General features: G+C 58.2%; 15 protein-coding genes. 4 read left to right on the top strand and 11 right to left on the bottom strand.

What is annotated here, in order from left to right:
• Nucleotides 1–62: 62 nt before the first annotated feature.
• Complete coding sequence (gene pyk, locus AC0LWF_RS21340; protein ID WP_474653555.1) at nucleotides 63–1,106, bottom strand: pyruvate kinase; 1,044 nt, start codon at nucleotides 1,104–1,106, stop codon at nucleotides 63–65.
• Nucleotides 1,107–1,234: 128 nt separating this feature from the next.
• On the opposite strand from pyk, the gene AC0LWF_RS21335 reads away from it, so the two are divergent.
• On the top strand, nucleotides 1,235–2,023 hold the full coding sequence (locus tag AC0LWF_RS21335) for a helix-turn-helix transcriptional regulator (protein ID WP_474653554.1): 789 nt from the start codon (nucleotides 1,235–1,237) through the stop codon (nucleotides 2,021–2,023).
• Nucleotides 2,024–2,097: 74 nt separating this feature from the next.
• On the opposite strand, the gene AC0LWF_RS21330 is transcribed toward AC0LWF_RS21335, so the two are convergent.
• Nucleotides 2,098–2,745: an SOS response-associated peptidase family protein gene (locus AC0LWF_RS21330; protein WP_474653553.1), complete on the bottom strand. Its 648-nt coding sequence runs from the start codon at nucleotides 2,743–2,745 to the stop codon at nucleotides 2,098–2,100.
• Between the two features lie 126 nt (nucleotides 2,746–2,871).
• On the opposite strand from AC0LWF_RS21330, the gene AC0LWF_RS21325 reads away from it, so the two are divergent.
• Nucleotides 2,872–3,900, top strand: coding sequence for an AraC family transcriptional regulator (locus tag AC0LWF_RS21325; protein WP_474653552.1), 1,029 nt, complete (start codon nucleotides 2,872–2,874; stop codon nucleotides 3,898–3,900).
• Here the strand turns inward: AC0LWF_RS21325 and map are convergent.
• The 9 genes from map to AC0LWF_RS21280 form a co-directional block, all read right to left on the bottom strand.
• Nucleotides 3,884–4,627, bottom strand: a complete 744-nt coding sequence (gene map / locus AC0LWF_RS21320) for a type I methionyl aminopeptidase (RefSeq protein ID WP_474653551.1) — start codon at nucleotides 4,625–4,627, stop codon at nucleotides 3,884–3,886. The two genes, AC0LWF_RS21325 and map, sit on opposite strands and share 17 nt — an antisense overlap.
• A 91-nt stretch (nucleotides 4,628–4,718) precedes the next feature.
• Nucleotides 4,719–4,907, bottom strand: a complete 189-nt coding sequence (locus tag AC0LWF_RS21315; protein ID WP_090579883.1) for a hypothetical protein — start codon at nucleotides 4,905–4,907, stop codon at nucleotides 4,719–4,721.
• A 332-nt stretch (nucleotides 4,908–5,239) separates the two neighbouring features.
• Nucleotides 5,240–5,464, bottom strand: coding sequence for a hypothetical protein (locus AC0LWF_RS21310; protein ID WP_474653550.1), 225 nt, complete (start codon nucleotides 5,462–5,464; stop codon nucleotides 5,240–5,242).
• A 114-nt stretch (nucleotides 5,465–5,578) separates the two neighbouring features.
• Complete coding sequence (locus AC0LWF_RS21305) at nucleotides 5,579–6,013, bottom strand: PaaI family thioesterase (protein ID WP_474653549.1); 435 nt, start codon at nucleotides 6,011–6,013, stop codon at nucleotides 5,579–5,581.
• The gene (locus tag AC0LWF_RS21300; RefSeq protein ID WP_474653548.1) at nucleotides 5,979–7,706 is read right to left on the bottom strand and encodes a long-chain-fatty-acid--CoA ligase; all 1,728 of its coding nucleotides are present in this window, start codon (nucleotides 7,704–7,706) and stop codon (nucleotides 5,979–5,981) included. Before AC0LWF_RS21300 ends, AC0LWF_RS21305 begins: the two co-directional genes overlap by 35 nt.
• A 17-nt stretch (nucleotides 7,707–7,723) precedes the next feature.
• A complete protein-coding gene (locus tag AC0LWF_RS21295; protein WP_474653547.1) occupies nucleotides 7,724–9,517 on the bottom strand; it encodes an acyl-CoA dehydrogenase FadE in 1,794 nt (597 codons plus the stop codon).
• An 898-nt stretch (nucleotides 9,518–10,415) separates the two neighbouring features.
• Nucleotides 10,416–11,624, bottom strand: a complete 1,209-nt coding sequence (locus AC0LWF_RS21290) for an acetyl-CoA C-acyltransferase (protein ID WP_474653546.1) — start codon at nucleotides 11,622–11,624, stop codon at nucleotides 10,416–10,418.
• Nucleotides 11,625–11,705: 81 nt separating this feature from the next.
• Nucleotides 11,706–14,126 carry a 3-hydroxyacyl-CoA dehydrogenase/enoyl-CoA hydratase family protein gene (locus AC0LWF_RS21285; protein ID WP_474653545.1) on the bottom strand — a complete coding sequence of 807 codons (2,421 nt, stop codon included), beginning with the start codon at nucleotides 14,124–14,126 and terminating at the stop codon, nucleotides 11,706–11,708.
• 344 nt (nucleotides 14,127–14,470) lie between these two features.
• The gene (locus tag AC0LWF_RS21280) at nucleotides 14,471–16,774 is read right to left on the bottom strand and encodes a (Fe-S)-binding protein (protein WP_474653662.1); all 2,304 of its coding nucleotides are present in this window, start codon (nucleotides 16,772–16,774) and stop codon (nucleotides 14,471–14,473) included.
• A 311-nt stretch (nucleotides 16,775–17,085) separates the two neighbouring features.
• Between AC0LWF_RS21280 and AC0LWF_RS21275 the strand changes: the two genes are divergently transcribed.
• Nucleotides 17,086–17,934, top strand: coding sequence for an electron transfer flavoprotein subunit beta/FixA family protein (locus AC0LWF_RS21275; protein ID WP_474653544.1), 849 nt, complete (start codon nucleotides 17,086–17,088; stop codon nucleotides 17,932–17,934).
• A 20-nt stretch (nucleotides 17,935–17,954) separates the two neighbouring features.
• Nucleotides 17,955–18,980 (top strand): electron transfer flavoprotein subunit alpha/FixB family protein, encoded by a 1,026-nt coding sequence (locus AC0LWF_RS21270; RefSeq protein WP_474653543.1) that lies wholly within the window; start codon nucleotides 17,955–17,957, stop codon nucleotides 18,978–18,980.
• The last annotated feature ends 36 nt before the right edge of the window (nucleotides 18,981–19,016 follow it).

Below are 19,016 nucleotides of genomic sequence, written 5' to 3'. Positions count from 1 at the left end.
CCCGTCCACCGCGGACGAGCACCATCGCATAATTTTGTCCTCTACTCACTTTAAACGATTGGCTAAGCTTCAATCAAATCTTTCTTTACAACTTCCTTTAGCGCTTCCTCGGCTTTGATCGCAATTGCAGCCATCGTCTGCACCGCTTCAACCGGATACGCGCCCGAAGCAGTCTCTCCGGAGAGCATGACTGCATCAGAACCGTCCCATACCGCATTCGCTACATCGCAAGCTTCGGCACGCGTCGGACGCGGGTTGCTCTGCATGGACTCAAGCATTTGCGTTGCTGTAATAACGAATTTACCAGCACGGTTACAAGCTGCAATCATGCGCTTCTGCGCGAACGGTACGTCTTCGATCGGGATTTCAACACCAAGATCGCCACGCGCGACCATAATGCCGTCGGAAACCGCGATAATCGCTTCCAGCTCGTCGAGTCCCTCTTGGTTCTCGATCTTCGAGTGTACTTGAATATGGCTAGCGCCTTGCTCTGCCAGCATGCGCTTCACTTCCATTACGTCCTCCGCGCGGCGGACGAACGACATCGCAATAATATCGACGCCAGTCTCAATGCCAAAAGCAATATGAAGCTTATCCTTCTCCGTCACGCCTGGCAAGCTAGTACGAATGCCCGGCAGGTTAACGCCTTTACGCGACTTAATGATGCCGCCGTTCTGAATGACGCACACCACTTCCGTTCCTTCGATGCGAACGACCTTCAGTTCGATGAGGCCATCGTCGATCATGATGCGCGAGCCAACAACCACGTCCTTCGCGAGATCATACGATACCGAGATCCGCGACGCGTTGCCGACGATTTGTTCCGTAGTCAATGTCAAAAACTCTCCGCTTTGCAGCATATAAGACGGCTCCTGCAGGAGCCCTGTACGAATTTCCGGTCCTTTAATATCGAGCAAGATCGATACAGGCACATTCAGCTTGCGCGCAGCTTCACGCACAATCAGAATACGCTCGCGGTGATCATCTAATTCTCCGTGCGCCAAGTTAAGACGAGCGATGTTCATGCCTGCTTTCAGCATGCCTTCCAGTTTCTCAGCGGCCATACAAGCGGGTCCCATTGTACACACAATCGCTGTTTTTTTCATGTCGCTCACTCCTGTCCAAATTCAATCCGTTTCTTTCATTTTAAAAGAACGATTGCACAAGCGCGATGCACTATAGTACAGTAGCTGTAAAATAGTATACTAATCGACAAAAAGCGAGTGTTGTCCTTATGTTCCATATCTTCGATATTAGGCAGGAGCGCGGGGTGCTGCAAGAGGAGCGCCGGATGCTCGGCATCGATAGCTTTACACTCATCTGGATTCGTTTTGGCCAGACCAGCTTCACCTATGCCGGTCAAGTTGTCAGCTGCCGCAAGAACGAGATATTGCTCATCCCGGCAGGCATTCCCGCCGCAGAGCTGCGCGGTTCAGGGAGCATCCGCGAAAGTGTTACCGTCCGCTTCAGTCCCGCCGACACCGCCGCGACTCAGCTGCTGCCCATTCTCTCGAGGCGAGCACCATTGCGCTGGGTCACGCATATGCCGGAGCTGTTGATGGAGAAGCTGCTCGGCATTGTAGAGCAATGGACCGCACGCGACCGATACTTCTCTGTCATGTGCGCCGCGCTGCTGACGGAGCTCATCGTCACGATCAGCCGCGAGTACGACGAGGGAGAGAAGGCTCCCTCCTCCATTCAACATATCGAGCGGATGAAGCAATACGTCGAGAATCATTACCGCAGCAAAATCACCAAGAACGAGCTCGGCGCCTGCATCGGCGTCAGCCCGAACTACGCCGCAACGCTGTTCCGCAAAGTGACCGGCCTCACCATCAGCGACTATGTGCACCGCAAACGGATGAAGACTGCCCACTACATGCTCCGCCACTCCCATCTGACGGTGCAGGATATTTCCGACCATCTCGGATACAGCGACCCTTCATATTTCAATCGGATTTTCAAAAAAGTGGTCGGACGGCTACCTTCTGATGTCATTATGGAGCGGTCACAGCTGGAGTAGTCAGAGGCAACAAAGTTCCATCAGACAAAAAAAAAAGAGACCGCAGCAGCGGTCCCTCCAATTATGCAGATGAGCTACACCCATTCCGTCCGAGGAGCTTGCAGCTCGACTTCCTCGTCGCCGGTGCCGCCTAGCGGAATGCCAATCATGCGCAGCTCGTCCATCGGGTGCAGCATCGAATGCAGCTCATAGGGCGGGCGCTTCCCGCGATGCAGCCAATCGCCGATAGACTCGGGCTCGAGAATCGCCGGCATCAGCGGCTGATAAGGCGAGACGAGCGCATTCGCTTCCGTCATCATCATCGTGCAGGTGCGCATCTCGAAGCCGGATGCTTGGCGGAACACATCGTAGAGTCCGGCAATGGCGAAGGTTCCGCTGCGCATGATGAGCTTGAGGCGATGCACCTCTTTGCCAATTGTCCGTGTCACATAGAAGCCGTTGCACGGGATGATACAGCGCTGCTTTTGCACAATGCGCTCGTAGATTGGCTTATGGAACAGCTGACTTCGGTCCATATGTACGGAATCTTTTGCCCAGTAGGGCACCATTCCCCAGCGGAACTCATCCAAGATCCGACCTGACTCCTTATGTTCAAAGATCGCCGATATCGTATCGGTCGGCGTCACTTCGTTTCGGTTTGCGATATAGAGCAAGATATTGTCGAGCTCGAACTTATCCGTCAGCTCGGATGATTGCGCCGTAATGGCAATTGCTTCACACATCGGAAAACACCTCCAGTTATTTCGGCTATTATTGCCTGGATGCGTCTAAATCATGTGTGAACGTTCCACCCTACTTCGCTGCAGGTGCGTTATAATCAAAGATAACGAAAGGAGGGAATCCGCCCCATGCCAAGTATTCCAGGAATGCCGAATGTGCCGAATACGTCGAACACACAGATGAATACGCCTGGCACGCCGCCGAATGCGCCGAACAAACGCCCCTCCTCCGTGCCGGAGTTCTCAAGGGGCGAGCGTCTGCTGCCTTTCTCCTCCCTCTTCGAGAGCGACAATGAAGCTCCGATCTACGTGAACAGAGTACATGAAACCTTCGAGCTGCTTATGCATGCGCATGATTTCATCGAGGTGTGCATCGTTGCCGAGGGGACGGGCTTCCATTACATCGGCGACGAGCAAATGCCGGTTGCAAGAGGCGACCTCTTCTTCATACCGGTCGGCGTCTCGCATGTATTTCGCCCTGGATCGACCGCTAGAAGCCGCCAACTCATCATCTACAACTGCACGTTTACGATGGAGACGCTGAACAAGCTGCTGCACGCTGTGCCTGCCGAGCCATCTATCGCAGCCATGTACCGCCAGCTATGCGACGGGAGACAGTGGCTGCATGTGCATGAGCGAGGCGAGGAAGGTCAGCTGCTGTTCCATAAGCTGTACCAAGAATTCACGACGCGCCGCCCCGGCTATGCCGCTTCGATGTGTGCAGCGGTTATCGAGCTGCTCATTATGCTCTACCGCAGGCAGCTCGAACGCGAAGCGCTGCCCCAGCAGCAGACTAAGCAATCGATGCCGCCTAGCTCCATGCAGCAGGTTATTGAAGCCATCGATGCCGACTGCTCAGCTTCCGAGCTATCCGTTGCCGCAATGGCCTCGCAGCTTGGCGTCAGCGAGCGCCAATTTCAGCGCAGCTTCCAGAAGGCGACGGGCATGACATTCCTCGCCTATGTCCAGAGCGCACGAATCGACCTTAGCTGCAAGCTGCTGGCGAGCACAGATGAATTGATAAGCCGAATTGCTCTGCGCGCCGGCTATCAGGACATGAAATTTTTCAACAGACTGTTCAAGAAGAAGACGGGCATGACGCCGCGCGAGTACCGGTCCACCCAACGCTCCGAGCCGCTCATCACCTCGTCAAAATAATCGGTTCCCCGTCCATCACGGCCACCGTATGCTCATATTGCGCGCTCCATGAGCCGTCTATCGTACGTGCCGTCCAACCGTCATTGTCGATGCTCACAAGAGGGCCGCCCAAACACAAGATCGGCTCGATCGTAATGACCATCCCTTGGCGCAGCCATTTGCCCGTCCCCGGCTTGCCACGATGAAGCACTTGAGGGTCCTCGTGCATCCTCCGTCCGATGCCGTGTCCGATGAACTCCTCCACGACCGAGTACCCTTCTCGGTCAGCTATCTGCTGCACCGCGTAGCCGATATCGCCAAGCCGCTTGCCCTCTACAGCCTGTGCGATGCCCCGGTAGAGCGCCTGCTTCGTCGCCTTCATGAGCCGCTGCACCTCAGGACTCACTTTGCCGACAGCATAAGTCCATGCCGAATCCGCCATCCAGCCGTCCAGCTCCGCAACCATATCAATCGTCACGATCTGCCCTGCCTTCAGCGGAGTCGCCGTCGGAAAGCCATGGCACACCGCATCACAGACAGATGCACAAGTTGCAAAAGGATAGCCCTTATACCCGATCTGCGCCGGCCGCGCACCACATCTGCGCATGTAGGCATCTGCGAACCGATTGATCTCAAGCGTCGTCACACCGGGCTTTATCCGCGCTGCAAGCTCCCTGTGGCACGCCGCAACGATGCGCCCTGCCTTACGTATGGAGCGCAGCTGATCATCCGTCTTGTAATGTATCATCTTGGAGCCTTCCTCCCCCTCCGTCAGCACAGGCGCATATAACAAAAAAACCTTGTCCTAACGTGCCGGACAAGGTTAATAATTAATTTATTCAGCTGACGGACGACCGGAGTCTGCCCATCTCATGTTCAACCAGCAGAGTTAATTCTTCCTCATATCCCCCCATGATTCGATACTTGCGGATATACTCTCTGACAAATTTCCGTGAATCTTTCGGCTGAAAAATGCGAGTCAGCTCCACGAGGCTTTCTTTGACTTCATTATGGCTGCGTTTCGCCATGAAATCCCCTCCCTAGCATCGGCTTACTGGTCCTAACAGTTACTGTACGAGAACGCGCACGGCGGAACTTGAACCGCGGCTGGTACCCCACTGGTGCCTGACAATCCGTTTGAACGAAGGCGAGAAAAGGAAGCTCTGTGAGCAGCTAGAAATCAAATCACATCCACCAAATAGTTTCATTCGAAACGATCCTGCGCTGCTTCTTTATATGCAGAATTGTTTCTTGAAACAATCTCGTTGCAGCAACTTCTGCCGAAATTGTTTCATTTATCAATTAATTATAACATTTTAAACTTTTACTTAAAAGCGAACACCCAAACTTTACATTTATTTCAATCCTCGTCCCGTTCAGGCTCTTCCTTCGCTTCGGCAGATGCAGACTCTTCTCGCTGCTTCGGACCCATAATAATCGTCCTTCGCGGATCAGATTCCGGCGAGCGTGAAGTCATGGCTGACCAAGCGCTGTTCTTATACATCCGCAAGTAGGCGATCACACCTGTAACCGCGACGATGATGCCGAGTAGGATGACCGCGCCCGTAACCCATGGGCTAACCATTATGCACCCTCCATCTCCCCAATAAAGATTTCCATTTACAGGCTAATTATAGGGGAAAGGGATAGCGCTTTCAATGTGGCAGACAACCCTCTGCAGAAATGTAACATGTTACAATTAAGTTACTCGGCGGAATGTTCCGCTTCCCCAAGCCAGCAGCTCACCATTATTATCGACAATACTGCCTTGTAATGTGAGCGTTCGCCGAGATTTGTGGATAAGCGTCGCATCGCAGCGGATTTCACCTTGCCCTGCGCTTTGCAAATAATGCACGTTCAACTGCGTCGTGACGGTCTTCTCCCCCGGGCATTCCAAAATAACGACGAGCCCCATCGCGTTATCGAGCAGCGAAGCGAGCACGCCGCCATGCACAATATGTGCGAGATTAAGATGCTCCGGTCTCACCTGCAGCGAGATGCCGCATTTGCCAGGCGAAGCATGGACCAGCTCGCAGCCGAGATAGCCCCAGAACGTCGGCTTCGCAGCTTCGGCAAGCTGGTTCAGCTGCCCCAGCTCATCACGGCGGGGGTCCTCCTGTTCCTTCTCGTTCATTCGCTTCCTCCTCCTGCAGCTTACGCCGCAGCACCTTCCCGATCATCGACATCGGCAGCTCCGTGCGGAATTCATAGAGATGCGGCACTTTAAAGACAGCTAGCCGATCGCGGCACCAGCGGTCCAGCTGCATCGCCGATACGTTCACATCCTTGCGCAGCACGACGAACGCCTTGACCGTCTCTCCACGGTACTCATCCTTCACCCCGATTACGCATGCATCTCGGATACCTGGATGCTCGTAGAGCACTTCTTCGATCTCACGCGGGTATACGTTAAATCCGCTCGCGATAATGATGTCCTTGATGCGATCCACAATCGCAAAGAAGCCGTCTCGATCAGACTGCGCCAAGTCCCCGGTACGCAGCCATTCACCGCGGAACGCCGCCTCCGTCGCAGCCTCATTGTTCCAATAGCCCTTCATAACTTGCGGACCTCGAACGAGCAGCTCACCGATCTCGCCATCCGGCAGATCCTCGCCTGTTTCCATATCCGCAATACGCGCCTCGGTGTTCGGCAGCGGCAGACCGATGGAGCCGATCCGGCGCTTCGTCCATACTGGATTCACATGGGTAACGGGCGATGCCTCCGTTAAGCCGTAGCCCTCAATGAGCCTGCCTCCGGTCAACTCTTCAAACTTCGTCTGTACCTCAAGCGGCAGCGGCGACGAACCGCTAACGCAAACTTTTATCGAAGAGAGATCATATTTCTTTATATCAGGATGATTGAGCAAAGCGATGTACATCGTCGGGGCTCCGGGGAAAAGCGATGGCTTCTGTTTGCGTATCGTCTGTAGAACAGTTTCAACTTCAAAGCGGGGAAGTAGGATAAGGGAGCCTGCTTTCATGACAGACAAGTTCATGAGCGAGGTTAGACCGAAGACGTGGAAGAGCGGCAGTGCGGCAAGAAAGCGCTCCTTGCCCTCATCCACGCGATAGATCCAAGCGGCGCTCTGCATCACATTGGCAACTAAATTTCGGTGTGTGAGAATAACGCCCTTCGCAAGCCCGGTCGTGCCGCCGGTATATTGCAGCAGCGCCGTATCGGTTTCCGGGTTGACCGCAACTTCAGCCGGCAGCTTCGGGGCCTTGGATAGAAATGAAGTGTACCTTGTGACGCCATGCTTGCCGTAAGGAATGCTTGGGCTATGGCCGGCGCGGCGCTGCTTGATCGGGTAGAGCATATTTTTCGGAAAAGGCAGCTCATCTTGAATCGAAGTGATGAGCACGGTGCGCAGCTGCGGCACCGGACCTTCCTCCGGCACCTCGCCGCGCACCCGCGCCAGCCGCGGATAGAGCAAGTCGAGCGTAATGATGCTCCTCGCGCCGCTGTCCTTAAGCTGATGCGTCAGCTCCCGCTCCACATAGAGCGGATTCGTCATGACGGCAATCCCACCGGCGAGCAGGACACCGTAGTAAGAGATGACGGTCTGCGGGCAGTTCGGCAGCATGATCGCGACACGGTCGCCCTTGCCGATGCCAATCGCTTGCAAGCCAGCCGCCATCCGATTCGCGGCAGCCAGCAGCTCGCGGTACGTCGTTCGTTTGCCATAGAAGTGCAGCGCTTCATTACTCGGAAATTTGGCTGCCGTCTGAAGCAGCATATCACTGATTCTAATGTTCGGAATATCGAACGTATGCGGCACTTCGCCGGGGTAATTTCGTAACCACGGATATGCTTGCGCCTGATCCATAACGCGTGCGCCTCCTCCTACAACGTGTACTGTTCGCTGCGGATGACACGAGCGGCAATGCCGCGTTTGAGCGCGATCGTATCGGAGAGCGGTGCGCGCGTCAGCTTCTTCAGCACCGAAAGCTGCGTTTGGAGCGAGTCGCCTTCCTCCAGTGCGGACAGCGCCGTCTTCGCGTAACGTTCGATTCTCTCCATCGCTTCTTGCACGAAAACAACGGTCATTTCAGTTGCGTTTTTGATGCGGGCTGCAGCGGCTGGATCGGCTTTTTGAAGCATCTTGCGCGTGCGGAGGTTGGCGCTTTCCATGGCGAACACTTGGATCATCATATCCGCAAGCAGGCAGAGCACCTCTTGCTGCTGTTCGAGCGCCAACCCATACTTCTGCACGGCAAGACCGCCGACTGCGAGAAAGATCTTTTTCGACTGCTGAATTCTATACGTCTCCTTGGAAAGGGGCTCATCGAATGCAGGAAGCGGCATCGGCTGCAGCAGCTCCGCTTGGAGAGCGCGCGCTTTGCGCAGAAGCGGCAGCTCGCCTTTGAGCGCTTTTTTCATCAGGGTGCCGGGGATAAGCATGCGGTTAATCTCGTTCGTCCCTTCAAAGATCCGGTTAATCCGCGAGTCCCGGTAAATCCGCTCCACCTTGTAATCACGGATGTAGCCGTAGCCGCCATGGATCTGAACGCCTTCGTCCGCGACGTAATCGAGCACTTCCGTAGCGAATACTTTGTTGATCGAGCATTCTAGCGCGTATTCGGAGATCGCTTTGGCCGCTCTTGCTCCGGCGTTCTCGTCCGAACCGCCTTCCGCTTCACTCTCTTGCAGAAGCGCGTCGATCCAGCCTGCCGTCCGGTAAACCATGCTTTCCAGTACATAGGTGGCAATATTCATATCAGCCAGCTTCGCCCCGATGAGTGGAAAAGAGGAGATGGAGCGTCCGAACTGCTTGCGTTGATTGGCATACTTGGAAGAGAGTCCGATCGTTTCCTTCGCACCTCCGACGCAGCCAGCAGCGAGCTTGAAGCGTCCGATGTTGAGAATGTTGAACGCGATGAGATGGCCTTTGCCGATCTCGCCGAGCACGTTCTCCACAGGCACCGGCGTATCCTCGAAGAAGATCGGGCAGGTCGACGAGCCTTTGATGCCCATTTTGTGCTCCTCCGGTCCGATGCTGAAGCCTGAGTAGCCGCGCTCCACAATGAATGCGGTAAAATGGTCCCCGTTCACCTTCGCGTACACGATGAACACATCCGCGAACCCGGAGTTCGTAATGTACAGCTTGGAGCCGTTCAAGATGTAATGCTTGCCATCCGGCGACAGCCGCGCCGTCGTCCTTGCGCCGAGCGCGTCGGAGCCGGAAGCCGGTTCCGTCAGGCAGTATGCGGCAATCCGCTTGGCAGTGGCGAGATCGGGCAAGTAGCGCTGCTTCTGCTCAGGGGTGCCGAAGAAGACGATCGGCAGCGTTCCGATGCCGACATGCGCGCCGATCGAGAGCGCGAACGAGGACGCCTCGGAGAACGTCTCGGCGAGCAGCGTCGAGCTTACTTTGTCGAGGCCGAGGCCGCCGTAAGCCTCCGGCACGTCCGCGCCGAGCAGGCCGAGGTCGCCGGCTTTGCGCAGCAGCTGCGTGGTGAGCTCATAATTGAGCGCCTCAATTTCCGCATCGCGCGGCCGCACCTCACCCGCAAGAAAAGCGCGCGCCGCATCCGCGATCATCCGCTGCTCATCGGTGAAGTCCTCCGGCGTGACGATCGCTTCCGGCGTAATATCCTCCACCACGAAGCGCCCGCCCCAACGATTGTTTTGCGCCATATTTATTCACTCCTTTCTAGGAGAAGCAAGGGGCTTACCGTAAACCGACTTCATCTTTCGTCCAACTAATATAGGTAACTGGAGGACTCTCTTTGGACCGAACTGCTGGATTTACGCCAATGTAGGTACCTGAGGGATTCTTTTTGCCGATTGGCTGCTTTTTCGCTAATGTGGGTCCCTGGGGGATACTCTTTAGTAGTTGTAGTCCAGCAAACCAGCTTCTTTTGCTCGTTTGAGCGGATTTCGGCGAATGTGGTCCACCTAACTAGCTTCTTTTGCTCGTTTGGGCATATTTCGGCGAATGTAGTCCAGCAAACCAGCTTCTTGCGCTCGTTTGAGCGGATTTCGGCGAATGTAGTCCACCTAACCAGCTTCTCGCGCTTGGTTGCCTATGGTTCCGAGAATATAGGGTAACCGCTACACCTCTTCCACCTTTTCACGCGGATTTCCGCCAATGTAGGGTACCTGCTACACCTCTTCCACCTTTTCACGCGGATTTCCGCCAATGTAGGGTAACCGCTACACCTCTTCCACCTTTTCACGCGGATTCCCGCCAATGTAGGGTAACCGCTACACCTCTTCCACCTTTTCACGCGGATTTCCGCCAATGTAGGGTAACCGCTACACCTCTTCTACCTTTCCACGCGGATTTCCGCCAATGTAGGGTAACCGCTACACCTCTTCCACCTTTTCACGCGGATTCCCGCCAATTTAGGGTAACCGCTACACCTCTTCCACCTTTTCACGCGGATTTCCGCCAATGTAGGGTACCTGCTACACCTCTTCCGCCTTTTCACGCGGATTTCCGCCAATGCAGGGTAGCCACTACCCTTCTTTCACCGTTTCGGACCAATTTCCGCTCATGTGGGGTACTGGGCACCCCACATCACTCTCGTATCTAAGCCGAAGGTACCTCAAACACTCCCGCGGCGCCCATACCGCCGCCGACGCACATGGAGACGATGCCGAGGCCGCCGCCGCGGCGCTGCAGCTCGTGGATGAGGGAGACGCTGAGCTTCGTCCCCGTGCAGCCAAGCGGATGGCCGAGCGCAATCGCGCCGCCGTTCACGTTCACGAGCTCGGGGTTGATCCCGAGCCGTTGAACGATCGGCAAGCACTGCGCCGCGAACGCCTCGTTCAGCTCGAACAGCTTCACCTGTTCGAGTGAAATGCCCGCGCGCGCCAGCGCCTTCGGGATCGCCTCAATCGGGCCGATCCCCATCACCTCTGGCGCGACGCCTGCGACGCTGTACGCGCGGAATACCGCGAGCGGCTTCACGCCGAGCTGCTCAGCGCGAGCGCGGCTCATCACGACGACGGCTGCTGCGCCGTCGCTCATCTGCGAGGCGTTGCCCGCGGTGACCGTGCCTTCGCGCGCGAAGGACGGCTTCAGCTTCGCGAGCACCTCCGGCGTCGTGTCGGCGCGCACGCCTTCGTCGCTGTCAAACACGAAGCTGCGCGACCAAGGCCGGCCGTTGTCATCGACGCCTTCCAGCTGCACATGCAGCGGAACGATCTCCTCCGCGAAGCGGCCGGCTGCCTGCGCTGCTGCCGCCTTCGCATGGCTCGCCGCTGCAAAAGCATCCTGCGCCTCGCGGCTAATCCCATACCGCCTCGCCACCTCCTCGGCGGTATGCCCCATGCCCATATACACCTCCGGCATCGCGTCGGCAATGCCGGGATGCGGCGAAAGCTTGAAGCCCGTCATCGGGACGTGGCTCATGCTTTCGACACCTCCGGCGAGCACGACGTCGGCCTCGCCGAGCCGGATGCGCTCCGCTGCATAGGCAATCGCCTGCAAGCCGGAGGCGCAAAACCGGTTGACGGTGACGGCCGGCGTCGTCACCGGAAAGCCCGCATACAACGTCATGATGCGGGCAAAGTTCAGGCCTTGCTCCCCTTCGGGCATCGCGCAGCCAATGACAACGTCCTGCACGTCCCCGTATGTAAGTCCGGGGACGCGGTCCACCGCCGCGCGCAGCACTGCGCGGCCTAAATCCTCGGCTCTCGTGCCTTGAAGGCTGCCTTTCTTCGCCTTGCCGACAGCCGTTCGAACCGCCGACACAATGACAGCGTCGAGCGGATGATTCTGATTCGCACTTGGCATAGGCGGTCACCTCCTTTAGGTAGTGGCATCGCAATCATTACTTTTTTTATCGTTACTGCTTCGCTGTTACACCCCTCACGCCTAGTTACGCAGCGGCTTGCCCGTCGAGAGCATATGCCGCATGCGCGCCTGCGTCAGCGGCTCGCCGCACAAGCTGAGGAACGCTTCGCGCTCCAGATCGAGCAAATACTGCTCGCTCACCTCAGCCCCCGGCGCTGCGTCGCCGCCGGCGATCACATGCGCGAGCTTGCGGCCGATCTTCACATCGTGCTCGCTGATTTGCCCGCCGAGGCGCATCGCCTCCACGCCGAGCTGCAGCACCGCGCGTCCTTCGCGGCCCGCGACGCGAATCCGAGCCCCCGCCGGCTGCCCTGCGTATCCCGCCTGATCCAGCTCAAGCACGCTGCGCTTCGCTTCCGCTACACGCGTCTCGTCGCGCATAATGACGCGGTCCCCAGGCCGCATCAGCCCCGTTCGATGCACATCGTAGCCGCTCGTTGACGTCTTCGCCATCGCGATCGTCTCGAACAAAGCGTTCACATGCGGCTGCAAATCGCCGAGCGCTCCGGCGCGCGAAGCCGCCATTACCGCCGCTTCTTTACAGCCTCCACCTGCCGGAATTAACCCTACGCCAGTCTCGACGAGTCCGAAATACGTCTCCGCCGAGAAAATAATCCGATCCGCAGGCAAGCAAGCCTCCACCCCGCCGCCAAGCGTCATCCGGTGCGGCGCTGCGACGACAGGCCGATCGAGCCGCTTCAGCGTCAGCATGCTGTTTTGGAATAGGCGGATAATATCGTCGACCTCGTCGAAATCGCCGTTTTGCGCTTCCATGAGCAGCATCATCAGGTTCGCGCCGACGCAGAAATGCCGTCCCTCATTGGCAAGCACAAGCCCCCGCCAATTACGGCTAACCTCGTCCGCGCTCTGCCGAATTGCGCTCAGGATATCACCGCCAATCGCATTGTTCGGCGAATGAAACACAAGACATGCGACTTCATCGCCAATGTCTATTAGCGAGGCTCCAGAGTTTCCGAGAATTGTTCGGCCGGCACGCTTCAGCGCAGCTAGCGATATGACACCTTGCTTCTCTTCCAACTGCCGGTATTCGCCTCTGTCCACATAAAATCTGCGCTGCCCCTCCTCCTTGTAAAAGCTTTTATTTCCCGAAGCCAGCCACTCACTGAGCCACCCCGGTATGTCGTCGCCCTCTGCCCGCATCCGCTGCACCGACTTCTCAAGCCCGATCGCATCCCACAGCTGGAACGGCCCAAGCTCCCAATTGAAGCCCCAGACGAGCGCCTTGTCGATATCGTCAATCGTATCCGCAACGACGCCGACCTGCCGCGCCGAGTAAAGCAGCACCGTCTTCGTCACCTGCCACGAGAACTTCGCATAACGATCGTTCGTGTCTGTGAAAAGGAGCGCTTTGAGCTTGCCTGCGGCTCCTTTTGCCGACTTCGCGGCCTCGGTGACCGGGGAGTTCACGCTGCGGCGCGGCGCGTACTCCATCGTATCCAGCTGGAGCGTTTCGATGTCGCTTCCTCCGCCGGGACGTTTGATTTTGCGATAGAATCCGCATCCGGCCTTCTCGCCGATCCACCCTCGAGCCACAAGCGCTTCAAGCTCCGGCGGTCTTGCAAAAGCTTCCTGATCCTCTGCGTCATCACTCCGCTCCCGCACATTGTCCACCACATGCAGCAGCGTATCTAGTCCGACGAGATCCAACATGCGGAACGTCGCCGTCTTCGGCCGTCCCATTGCCGGTCCGGTCAGCGCATCCACCTCATCGACGCCCAGCCCAAACTGCTTCATCGCCGCAAAAGTCGTCATCATCCCGTACGTGCCAATCCGGTTCGCAATGAAGTTCGGCGTGTCTTTTGCGGTGACGACGCCTTTGCCAAGCTGGCGCTCGCAGATGGCGGCTAGCCGTGCCATGACGGCAGATTCCGTATCCGGACCGGCAACAAGCTCGACCAGCTTCATGTGACGAGGCGGGTTGAAGAAATGGGTGACGGCAAAATGTTTTCGGAACTGTTCGCCGCGCCCCTCTGCCATCGCGCTTGCCGACAAGCCTGAGGTGTTCGTAGTGACGAGCGTCTCCGGCCCAAGCCACGGCTCGATGCGCGCAAACACGCCCTGCTTCACGTCGATCCGCTCCACGACGGCTTCGACGATCCATTCCATATCCGTCAGCTTGGAAAGATCATCCTCCAAGTTGCCTGCGGTAATCCGCCTTGCGAAAGCAGCGTCGTATAAAGCGGGCGGCTGTTGGTTCGTAAGCCTCGCAATGCTGGCGGCCGCAAGCCGGTTGCGCACAGCCGGATCCTGCAGCGTCCTGCCCGCGCGCGTCTCCTGCTCCGTCAGCGTCGACGGCGGAATATCGAGCAGCAGCACGCTAATGCCCGCATTCGCAAGATGAGCGGCGATACCCGCTCCCATCACACCCGACCCGATAACCGCCGCGCGGCTAATGCGGGTCCCTGGCGTTTTTCCTCCCACATGGCTCCCTCCTTTAGTTAGGTAGTTAGTTTGAAAATGCTGCTCTCGGTGGCCGGCGGACCGGCATAGTGTTGGCGAGAGAGCTGCCGATTTCGGCTGGTTCCTTCTCTGAGAGTGCCGAATCTGCACGCTCAGAGCTACAATCGGCTAATTTTGGGGCTGAGAGTACGCATTACGATCTCTCAGCTCCACAAACCGCCGGCGGCGAGAGAGATTGATGCGTGAGAGAGCATATATGTGCTCTCGCGAGCTACTTTGCGCGTTTCCCGCGCTGAGAGCACGTATTTGTGCTCTCAGCTCCACAAAGGCGCATTTGCCGCAGCCTGCCAGCCTGCAGCTTCACCTCACCCAAACGCGCTCTCCGCCAGCAGCTCCGCGACGTCGCGTGCCCGGACTGTGTCCTCCGCATCGAGCAGCTTGATGCCATCCTCCATCATCGTCAGGCAGTACGGGCAGGCCGAGCCGATGACGGTCGGCGCCGTAGCCATCGCTTGCGACGTTCGCGCTTCATTCACCCGCACGCCGCTGCGTTCTTCCATCCACATGAGGCCGCCGCCTGCGCCGCAGCACATGCCATTTTCGCGATTGCGCTCCATCTCCAGCAGCTTCACTCCCGGAATCGCGCGAAGCAAATTTCGCGGAGCATCATAGATGCCGTTGTAGCGGCCCAAGTAGCACGAATCGTGAAACACGACTCGCTCTTTAAGCGGGTGCACCGGTTTAATCAGCTGCTGCGCGACGAGCCGTTCGAGCAGCGTTGTATGATGCTCCACCACGACGCTTTTGCTCAGCCCAAAATCCGGATATTCATTCTTGAACGCATTGAACGTATGCGGGCAAATCGTCACAAGCCGCTTCACGCCATAGCGTTCGAGCGTAGCAATGTTCTCGCTGCACAGTGTCTGGAATAGCAGCTCGTTGCCCATCCGCCGCGCCGTATCGCCGGAGTTGCGCTCCTCTCCGCCGAGCACAGCAAACGGAATGCCTGCATGCTGAAGCAGCCGCACGACGGCGAACAGCACTTTGCGGCTCCGCTGGTCGTAAGCGCCCATCGTTCCAGCCCACAGCACCAGCTCCGGACGCTCCTCGCTCCCCTTCCGTTTCGCTGCCTCCTGCATCGTCAGCACAGGTGCAGCCCCAGCCCCCTCTATAGCAAAAGCGCTATTGTACGCCGAGATCCAGCCCCCTCGCTCCGAACGAGGCAGCCCCCACGGATTGCCCTGCCGCTCGATATTGTTCATCGCACGCTGGCCCTCTGCCGGGATTTTTCCTTCCGTCAGGATGAGGAAGCGGCGCATATCGATGATTTTGTCAACGTGCTCATTGCCTACGGGGCACTGGTCCTCGCAATTGCGGCAGGTCGTGCACGACCACAGCTCCGATTCCGTCATCACGTCGCCAATGAGCGCCACATCCGCGGGAGCGATGTCGCCGTGAAGAGTCCACGCGCCTTTTTGCGCAGACATCGTCGGTTCAATGGTTACGGCGGCACCCTCACTTTCGGACTGTTTCACCCAAAGCACCGGCGTATCGCTCTGCATCATATGCGCACTTGCCGCCACCCCCGCGCCTCCGAAAGACGGCACCCACGGAGATTTCGACGTAATCGCAGCCCCCTTCTCCGTCAGGTGATCGCGAAGCTTTATAATGAGATGCATCGGCGACAACAGCTTGCCGGTATTCGATGCCGGACATACGTTGGTGCAGCGTCCGCATTCGACGCAGGCATAGAGGTCGAGCAGCTGTTTTTGCGTAAACTGCTCAATCGCGCCAACTCCGAACGATTCCGCCTCTTCATCCTCAAGATCGAGCGGCGTCAGCTTTCCAGGCGGCGAGCGGCGGCGCAGCCACAGGTTGACCGGAGCGGTCAGAATATGAAAATGCTTCGATTGCGGCACATACACCAGGAACGACAGCAGCACGGCATAATGCAGCCACCAGAACAGCTCGTAAAATACGCGGCCGACGCCCGGTGTAACGTCAACCTGACGCAGCGCCTCAGCAATTGCCGAGGATACCGGGGCGTAGCCCACATACAGCGAGGCGCTGCCTGAAGACGCGTCCTGCAAGCGATTAAAAGCTTGCGTAAACAGCACCGTCACCATCAGACCCCCGATAAACCACAGCACAATAGAGGGCTTCCAGCCTCTTTTCAGACGGCGAAGCCGCTCCACATATCGCCGGAAGCCGCCGTAGAGCAGCGCCAGCAGCACGAGCGACACGGTAATCTCCTGCGTATACACAAACCAGTGATCGTCCAGAATAGGCAGCGCCGAGCCGCTGATTCCTTCCCAAATGATGTCCAGCGCGCCAAACTGCAGCACAATAAACCCGTAGAACAGAACCAGATGCATCAGTCCGCTGCGTATGTCCTTCAGCAGCTTGCGGTGACCGAACACTTGGTAAACCCACTCCAACCCTCTGCGTGCCTCGGGACTCGCAACCGCTTCTGACGCCAGTGCGGCATTCGCGGAAAAAGAGGTGAGACGGACTGCTTCCTCGCTCTCGCCATCGCGGTCGTCATACTCGTCACCAGCTTCGTCATAGGGCGGGGCGGGCCTTCTAGGCGCTGCCTTTCGACCAAGCCGGATGTAGCCAATTCTCCTGCTCACAACGAGGTAAAAGCTCGCGATCGCTCCTGCCGTCATCCCTGCAAGCAGCAGCCACCGCAAGAGCGCAGCGAGCAGATGCGCGCTTAGAAACCCCACAAAGATCCCTCCTTCGGAGCCGTTTGTGCCTTGGATAACGGGAGTGGTTCAGTATATGTCCCTCTTGCCGGGAACATGCGGATAGGCACCTTCCGCGGGGCGGCCCGCGGTCTATTTTAAGGGCCAAGTTCATAAGGTAACTACTAGTCGCAAGCAGGCATGGAGGGCTTAGTTTATCGTATTCGGCCGCTCGGCAGCGGTATGACTGATGCGGTCAATTTAGAGTTACAGCAGGAGGTGCTTTCGAAGCGATGCAGCTAGTCGTTCTGATGAAGCAGACGTTTGATACGGAGGAAAAAATCGAGCTCGTGAATGGAACCGCAGACGAGCAAAATGTGAAATTCATCATTAATCCATATGACGAATACGCGCTGGAGGAAGCGCTTCGGCTGCGCGAGGCGCACGGCGGCAGCGTCATCGCCGTCTCCTGCGGATCGGACCGCACCATTGAGGCGCTCCGAACTGCGCTTGCCATGGGCGCAGACGAAGCGGTGCTTTTGTCTGCGGACGGCTTGCAGGGCGATGACGGCTATGCCGTGGCCGCTGCCCTCGCCAAAGTGGTGGAGCAGCTGCAGCCAGACCTGCTGCTCGCCGGGCTGTTCGCCGTTGACCGCGGCGCGGGCAGCGTCGCGCTGCAAATCGCGGAACGGCTCGGACTGCCGCAAGCGGCGGCGGCGCTGAAGGTGGAGGTTAGAGATGTTGGCGGCTCAGCAGGTCCGGGAGGAAACAGCTCGAGCCTGAGTGGAGCATCGTGGGCTAAAGGCGGCGGAGTGAAACAAGTCGCTGTCGTAGAACGCGACACCGAATGGGGCGTGGAGACGGTCGAGGTTCCCCTCCCCGCTCTCATTACGGCGCAGCAGGGGCTGAACGAGCCGCGCTATCCGTCGCTGCCGGGCATTATGAAAGCGAAGAAGAAGCCGCTGAAGCAGATCAGCGCTTCGGAGCTTGGGCTCGCGGCGGCGGATCTCTCGCCGCGGACAGAGCGCATAGCGCTGCTCGCACCGCCGGTTCGCGCGGCGGGACGCAAGCTCGGCGGCACGCCGCAGGAGCAAGCCGCACAGCTTGCGGATTTGCTGCAGCGCGAAGCGAAATTGTTTTAGAGAGGAGGCGTATGAACGCGATGAGCGATACAGGGAAACGAACGGCACTCGTGTATGCCGAGTGCGCGGAGGGAGCCTTGCGGCGCGTGGCGCTGGAAGCGCTCGGCGCAGCGCGGCGACTAGCCGGGGACGGCGGCAGCGTGCACGCCGTCGTTGTCGGCGGCGGAGCGTCCGCGGCGCTCGGCGCAGCCGCCGCGGAGCTCGCCGCGCGCGGGGCGGAGGTCGTCCACGTCGTAGACGACCCCGCCCTAGCGGGCTTTGTGCCGGAGGCGTACGCCGCCGCCATCGGCGCAGCCATTGCTGCGGTGCAGCCGAGCATCATCGTGCTCGGCCACACCGCAGCGGGGCGCGAGCTCGCGCCCCGCGTGGCCGCCGCCGTGCATGGCGGCCACATCGCGGATGTGACCGCCGTCGACTTCGAGACGGGCGGCGGCGCAGCCGCGATCTTTACGCGCCCGCTCTACGCCGGCAAGGCGTTCGAGCAGCGGCGGTTTCTCCCCGGCGCACCGCAGGTCATTACGGTGCGCCCGAACAATCTGCCCGTCGCGGAGCCGGTCGCTCCCGGCAGCGAGGGCATAATCGCGGCGCTGCCGTACACGGCGCCGCCATTATGGACCATCGTCCGCGACGTTGTTCGCAAAGCGAGCGGACGGATTGATCTCGCCGAGGCCGACATTATCGTCTCCGGCGGCAGAGGAGTGCGCAGCGCGGAGGGCTTCGCGCCGCTTGAAGAGCTTGCCGCCGTCGTCGGCGGAGCGGTCGGCGCATCACGAGGCGCCTGCGATGCTGCCTACTGCGATTACTCGCTGCAGATCGGACAGACGGGCAAGACAGTCACGCCGAAGCTCTACATCGCCTGCGGCATTAGCGGCGCGATCCAACACTTGGCGGGCATGAGCCAATCCCGCGTCATCGTAGCGATCAACAAAGACCCCGAAGCTCCAATCTTCGGCGTCGCCGATTACGGCATCGTCGGAGACCTGTTCGAGGTGGTCCCTCTGCTGACCGAGCAATTCCGAACGATTTTGCAGAAGCCCGGTCCCTAACTCGTCGCGCTAACGAACTACAGAGTCGCTATTTGG

This window comes from Paenibacillus sp. sgz302114, from assembly GCF_056120345.1.
This window is presented reverse-complemented; position numbering and strand designations above follow the sequence as displayed.

Bases quoted from the DNA above. Each gene is read 5' to 3' on its own strand.
- map (WP_474653551.1), bottom strand. From the start codon at position 4,627: ATGATACATTACAAGACGGATGATCAGCTGCGCTCCATACGTAAGGCA.
- AC0LWF_RS21330 (WP_474653553.1), bottom strand. From the start codon at position 2,745: ATGTGTGAAGCAATTGCCATTACGGCGCAATCATCCGAGCTGACGGAT.
- AC0LWF_RS21310 (WP_474653550.1), bottom strand. From the start codon at position 5,464: ATGGTTAGCCCATGGGTTACGGGCGCGGTCATCCTACTCGGCATCATC.
- AC0LWF_RS21275 (WP_474653544.1), top strand. From the start codon at position 17,086: ATGCAGCTAGTCGTTCTGATGAAGCAGACGTTTGATACGGAGGAAAAA.
- AC0LWF_RS21295 (WP_474653547.1), bottom strand. From the start codon at position 9,517: ATGGCGCAAAACAATCGTTGGGGCGGGCGCTTCGTGGTGGAGGATATT.
- AC0LWF_RS21315 (WP_090579883.1), bottom strand. From the start codon at position 4,907: ATGGCGAAACGCAGCCATAATGAAGTCAAAGAAAGCCTCGTGGAGCTG.
- AC0LWF_RS21300 (WP_474653548.1), bottom strand. From the start codon at position 7,706: ATGGATCAGGCGCAAGCATATCCGTGGTTACGAAATTACCCCGGCGAA.
- AC0LWF_RS21325 (WP_474653552.1), top strand. From the start codon at position 2,872: ATGCCAAGTATTCCAGGAATGCCGAATGTGCCGAATACGTCGAACACA.
- AC0LWF_RS21290 (WP_474653546.1), bottom strand. From the start codon at position 11,624: ATGCCAAGTGCGAATCAGAATCATCCGCTCGACGCTGTCATTGTGTCG.
- pyk (WP_474653555.1), bottom strand. From the start codon at position 1,106: ATGAAAAAAACAGCGATTGTGTGTACAATGGGACCCGCTTGTATGGCC.
- AC0LWF_RS21305 (WP_474653549.1), bottom strand. From the start codon at position 6,013: ATGAACGAGAAGGAACAGGAGGACCCCCGCCGTGATGAGCTGGGGCAG.
- AC0LWF_RS21335 (WP_474653554.1), top strand. From the start codon at position 1,235: ATGTTCCATATCTTCGATATTAGGCAGGAGCGCGGGGTGCTGCAAGAG.
- AC0LWF_RS21270 (WP_474653543.1), top strand. From the start codon at position 17,955: ATGAGCGATACAGGGAAACGAACGGCACTCGTGTATGCCGAGTGCGCG.
- AC0LWF_RS21280 (WP_474653662.1), bottom strand. From the start codon at position 16,774: ATGACGGCAGGAGCGATCGCGAGCTTTTACCTCGTTGTGAGCAGGAGA.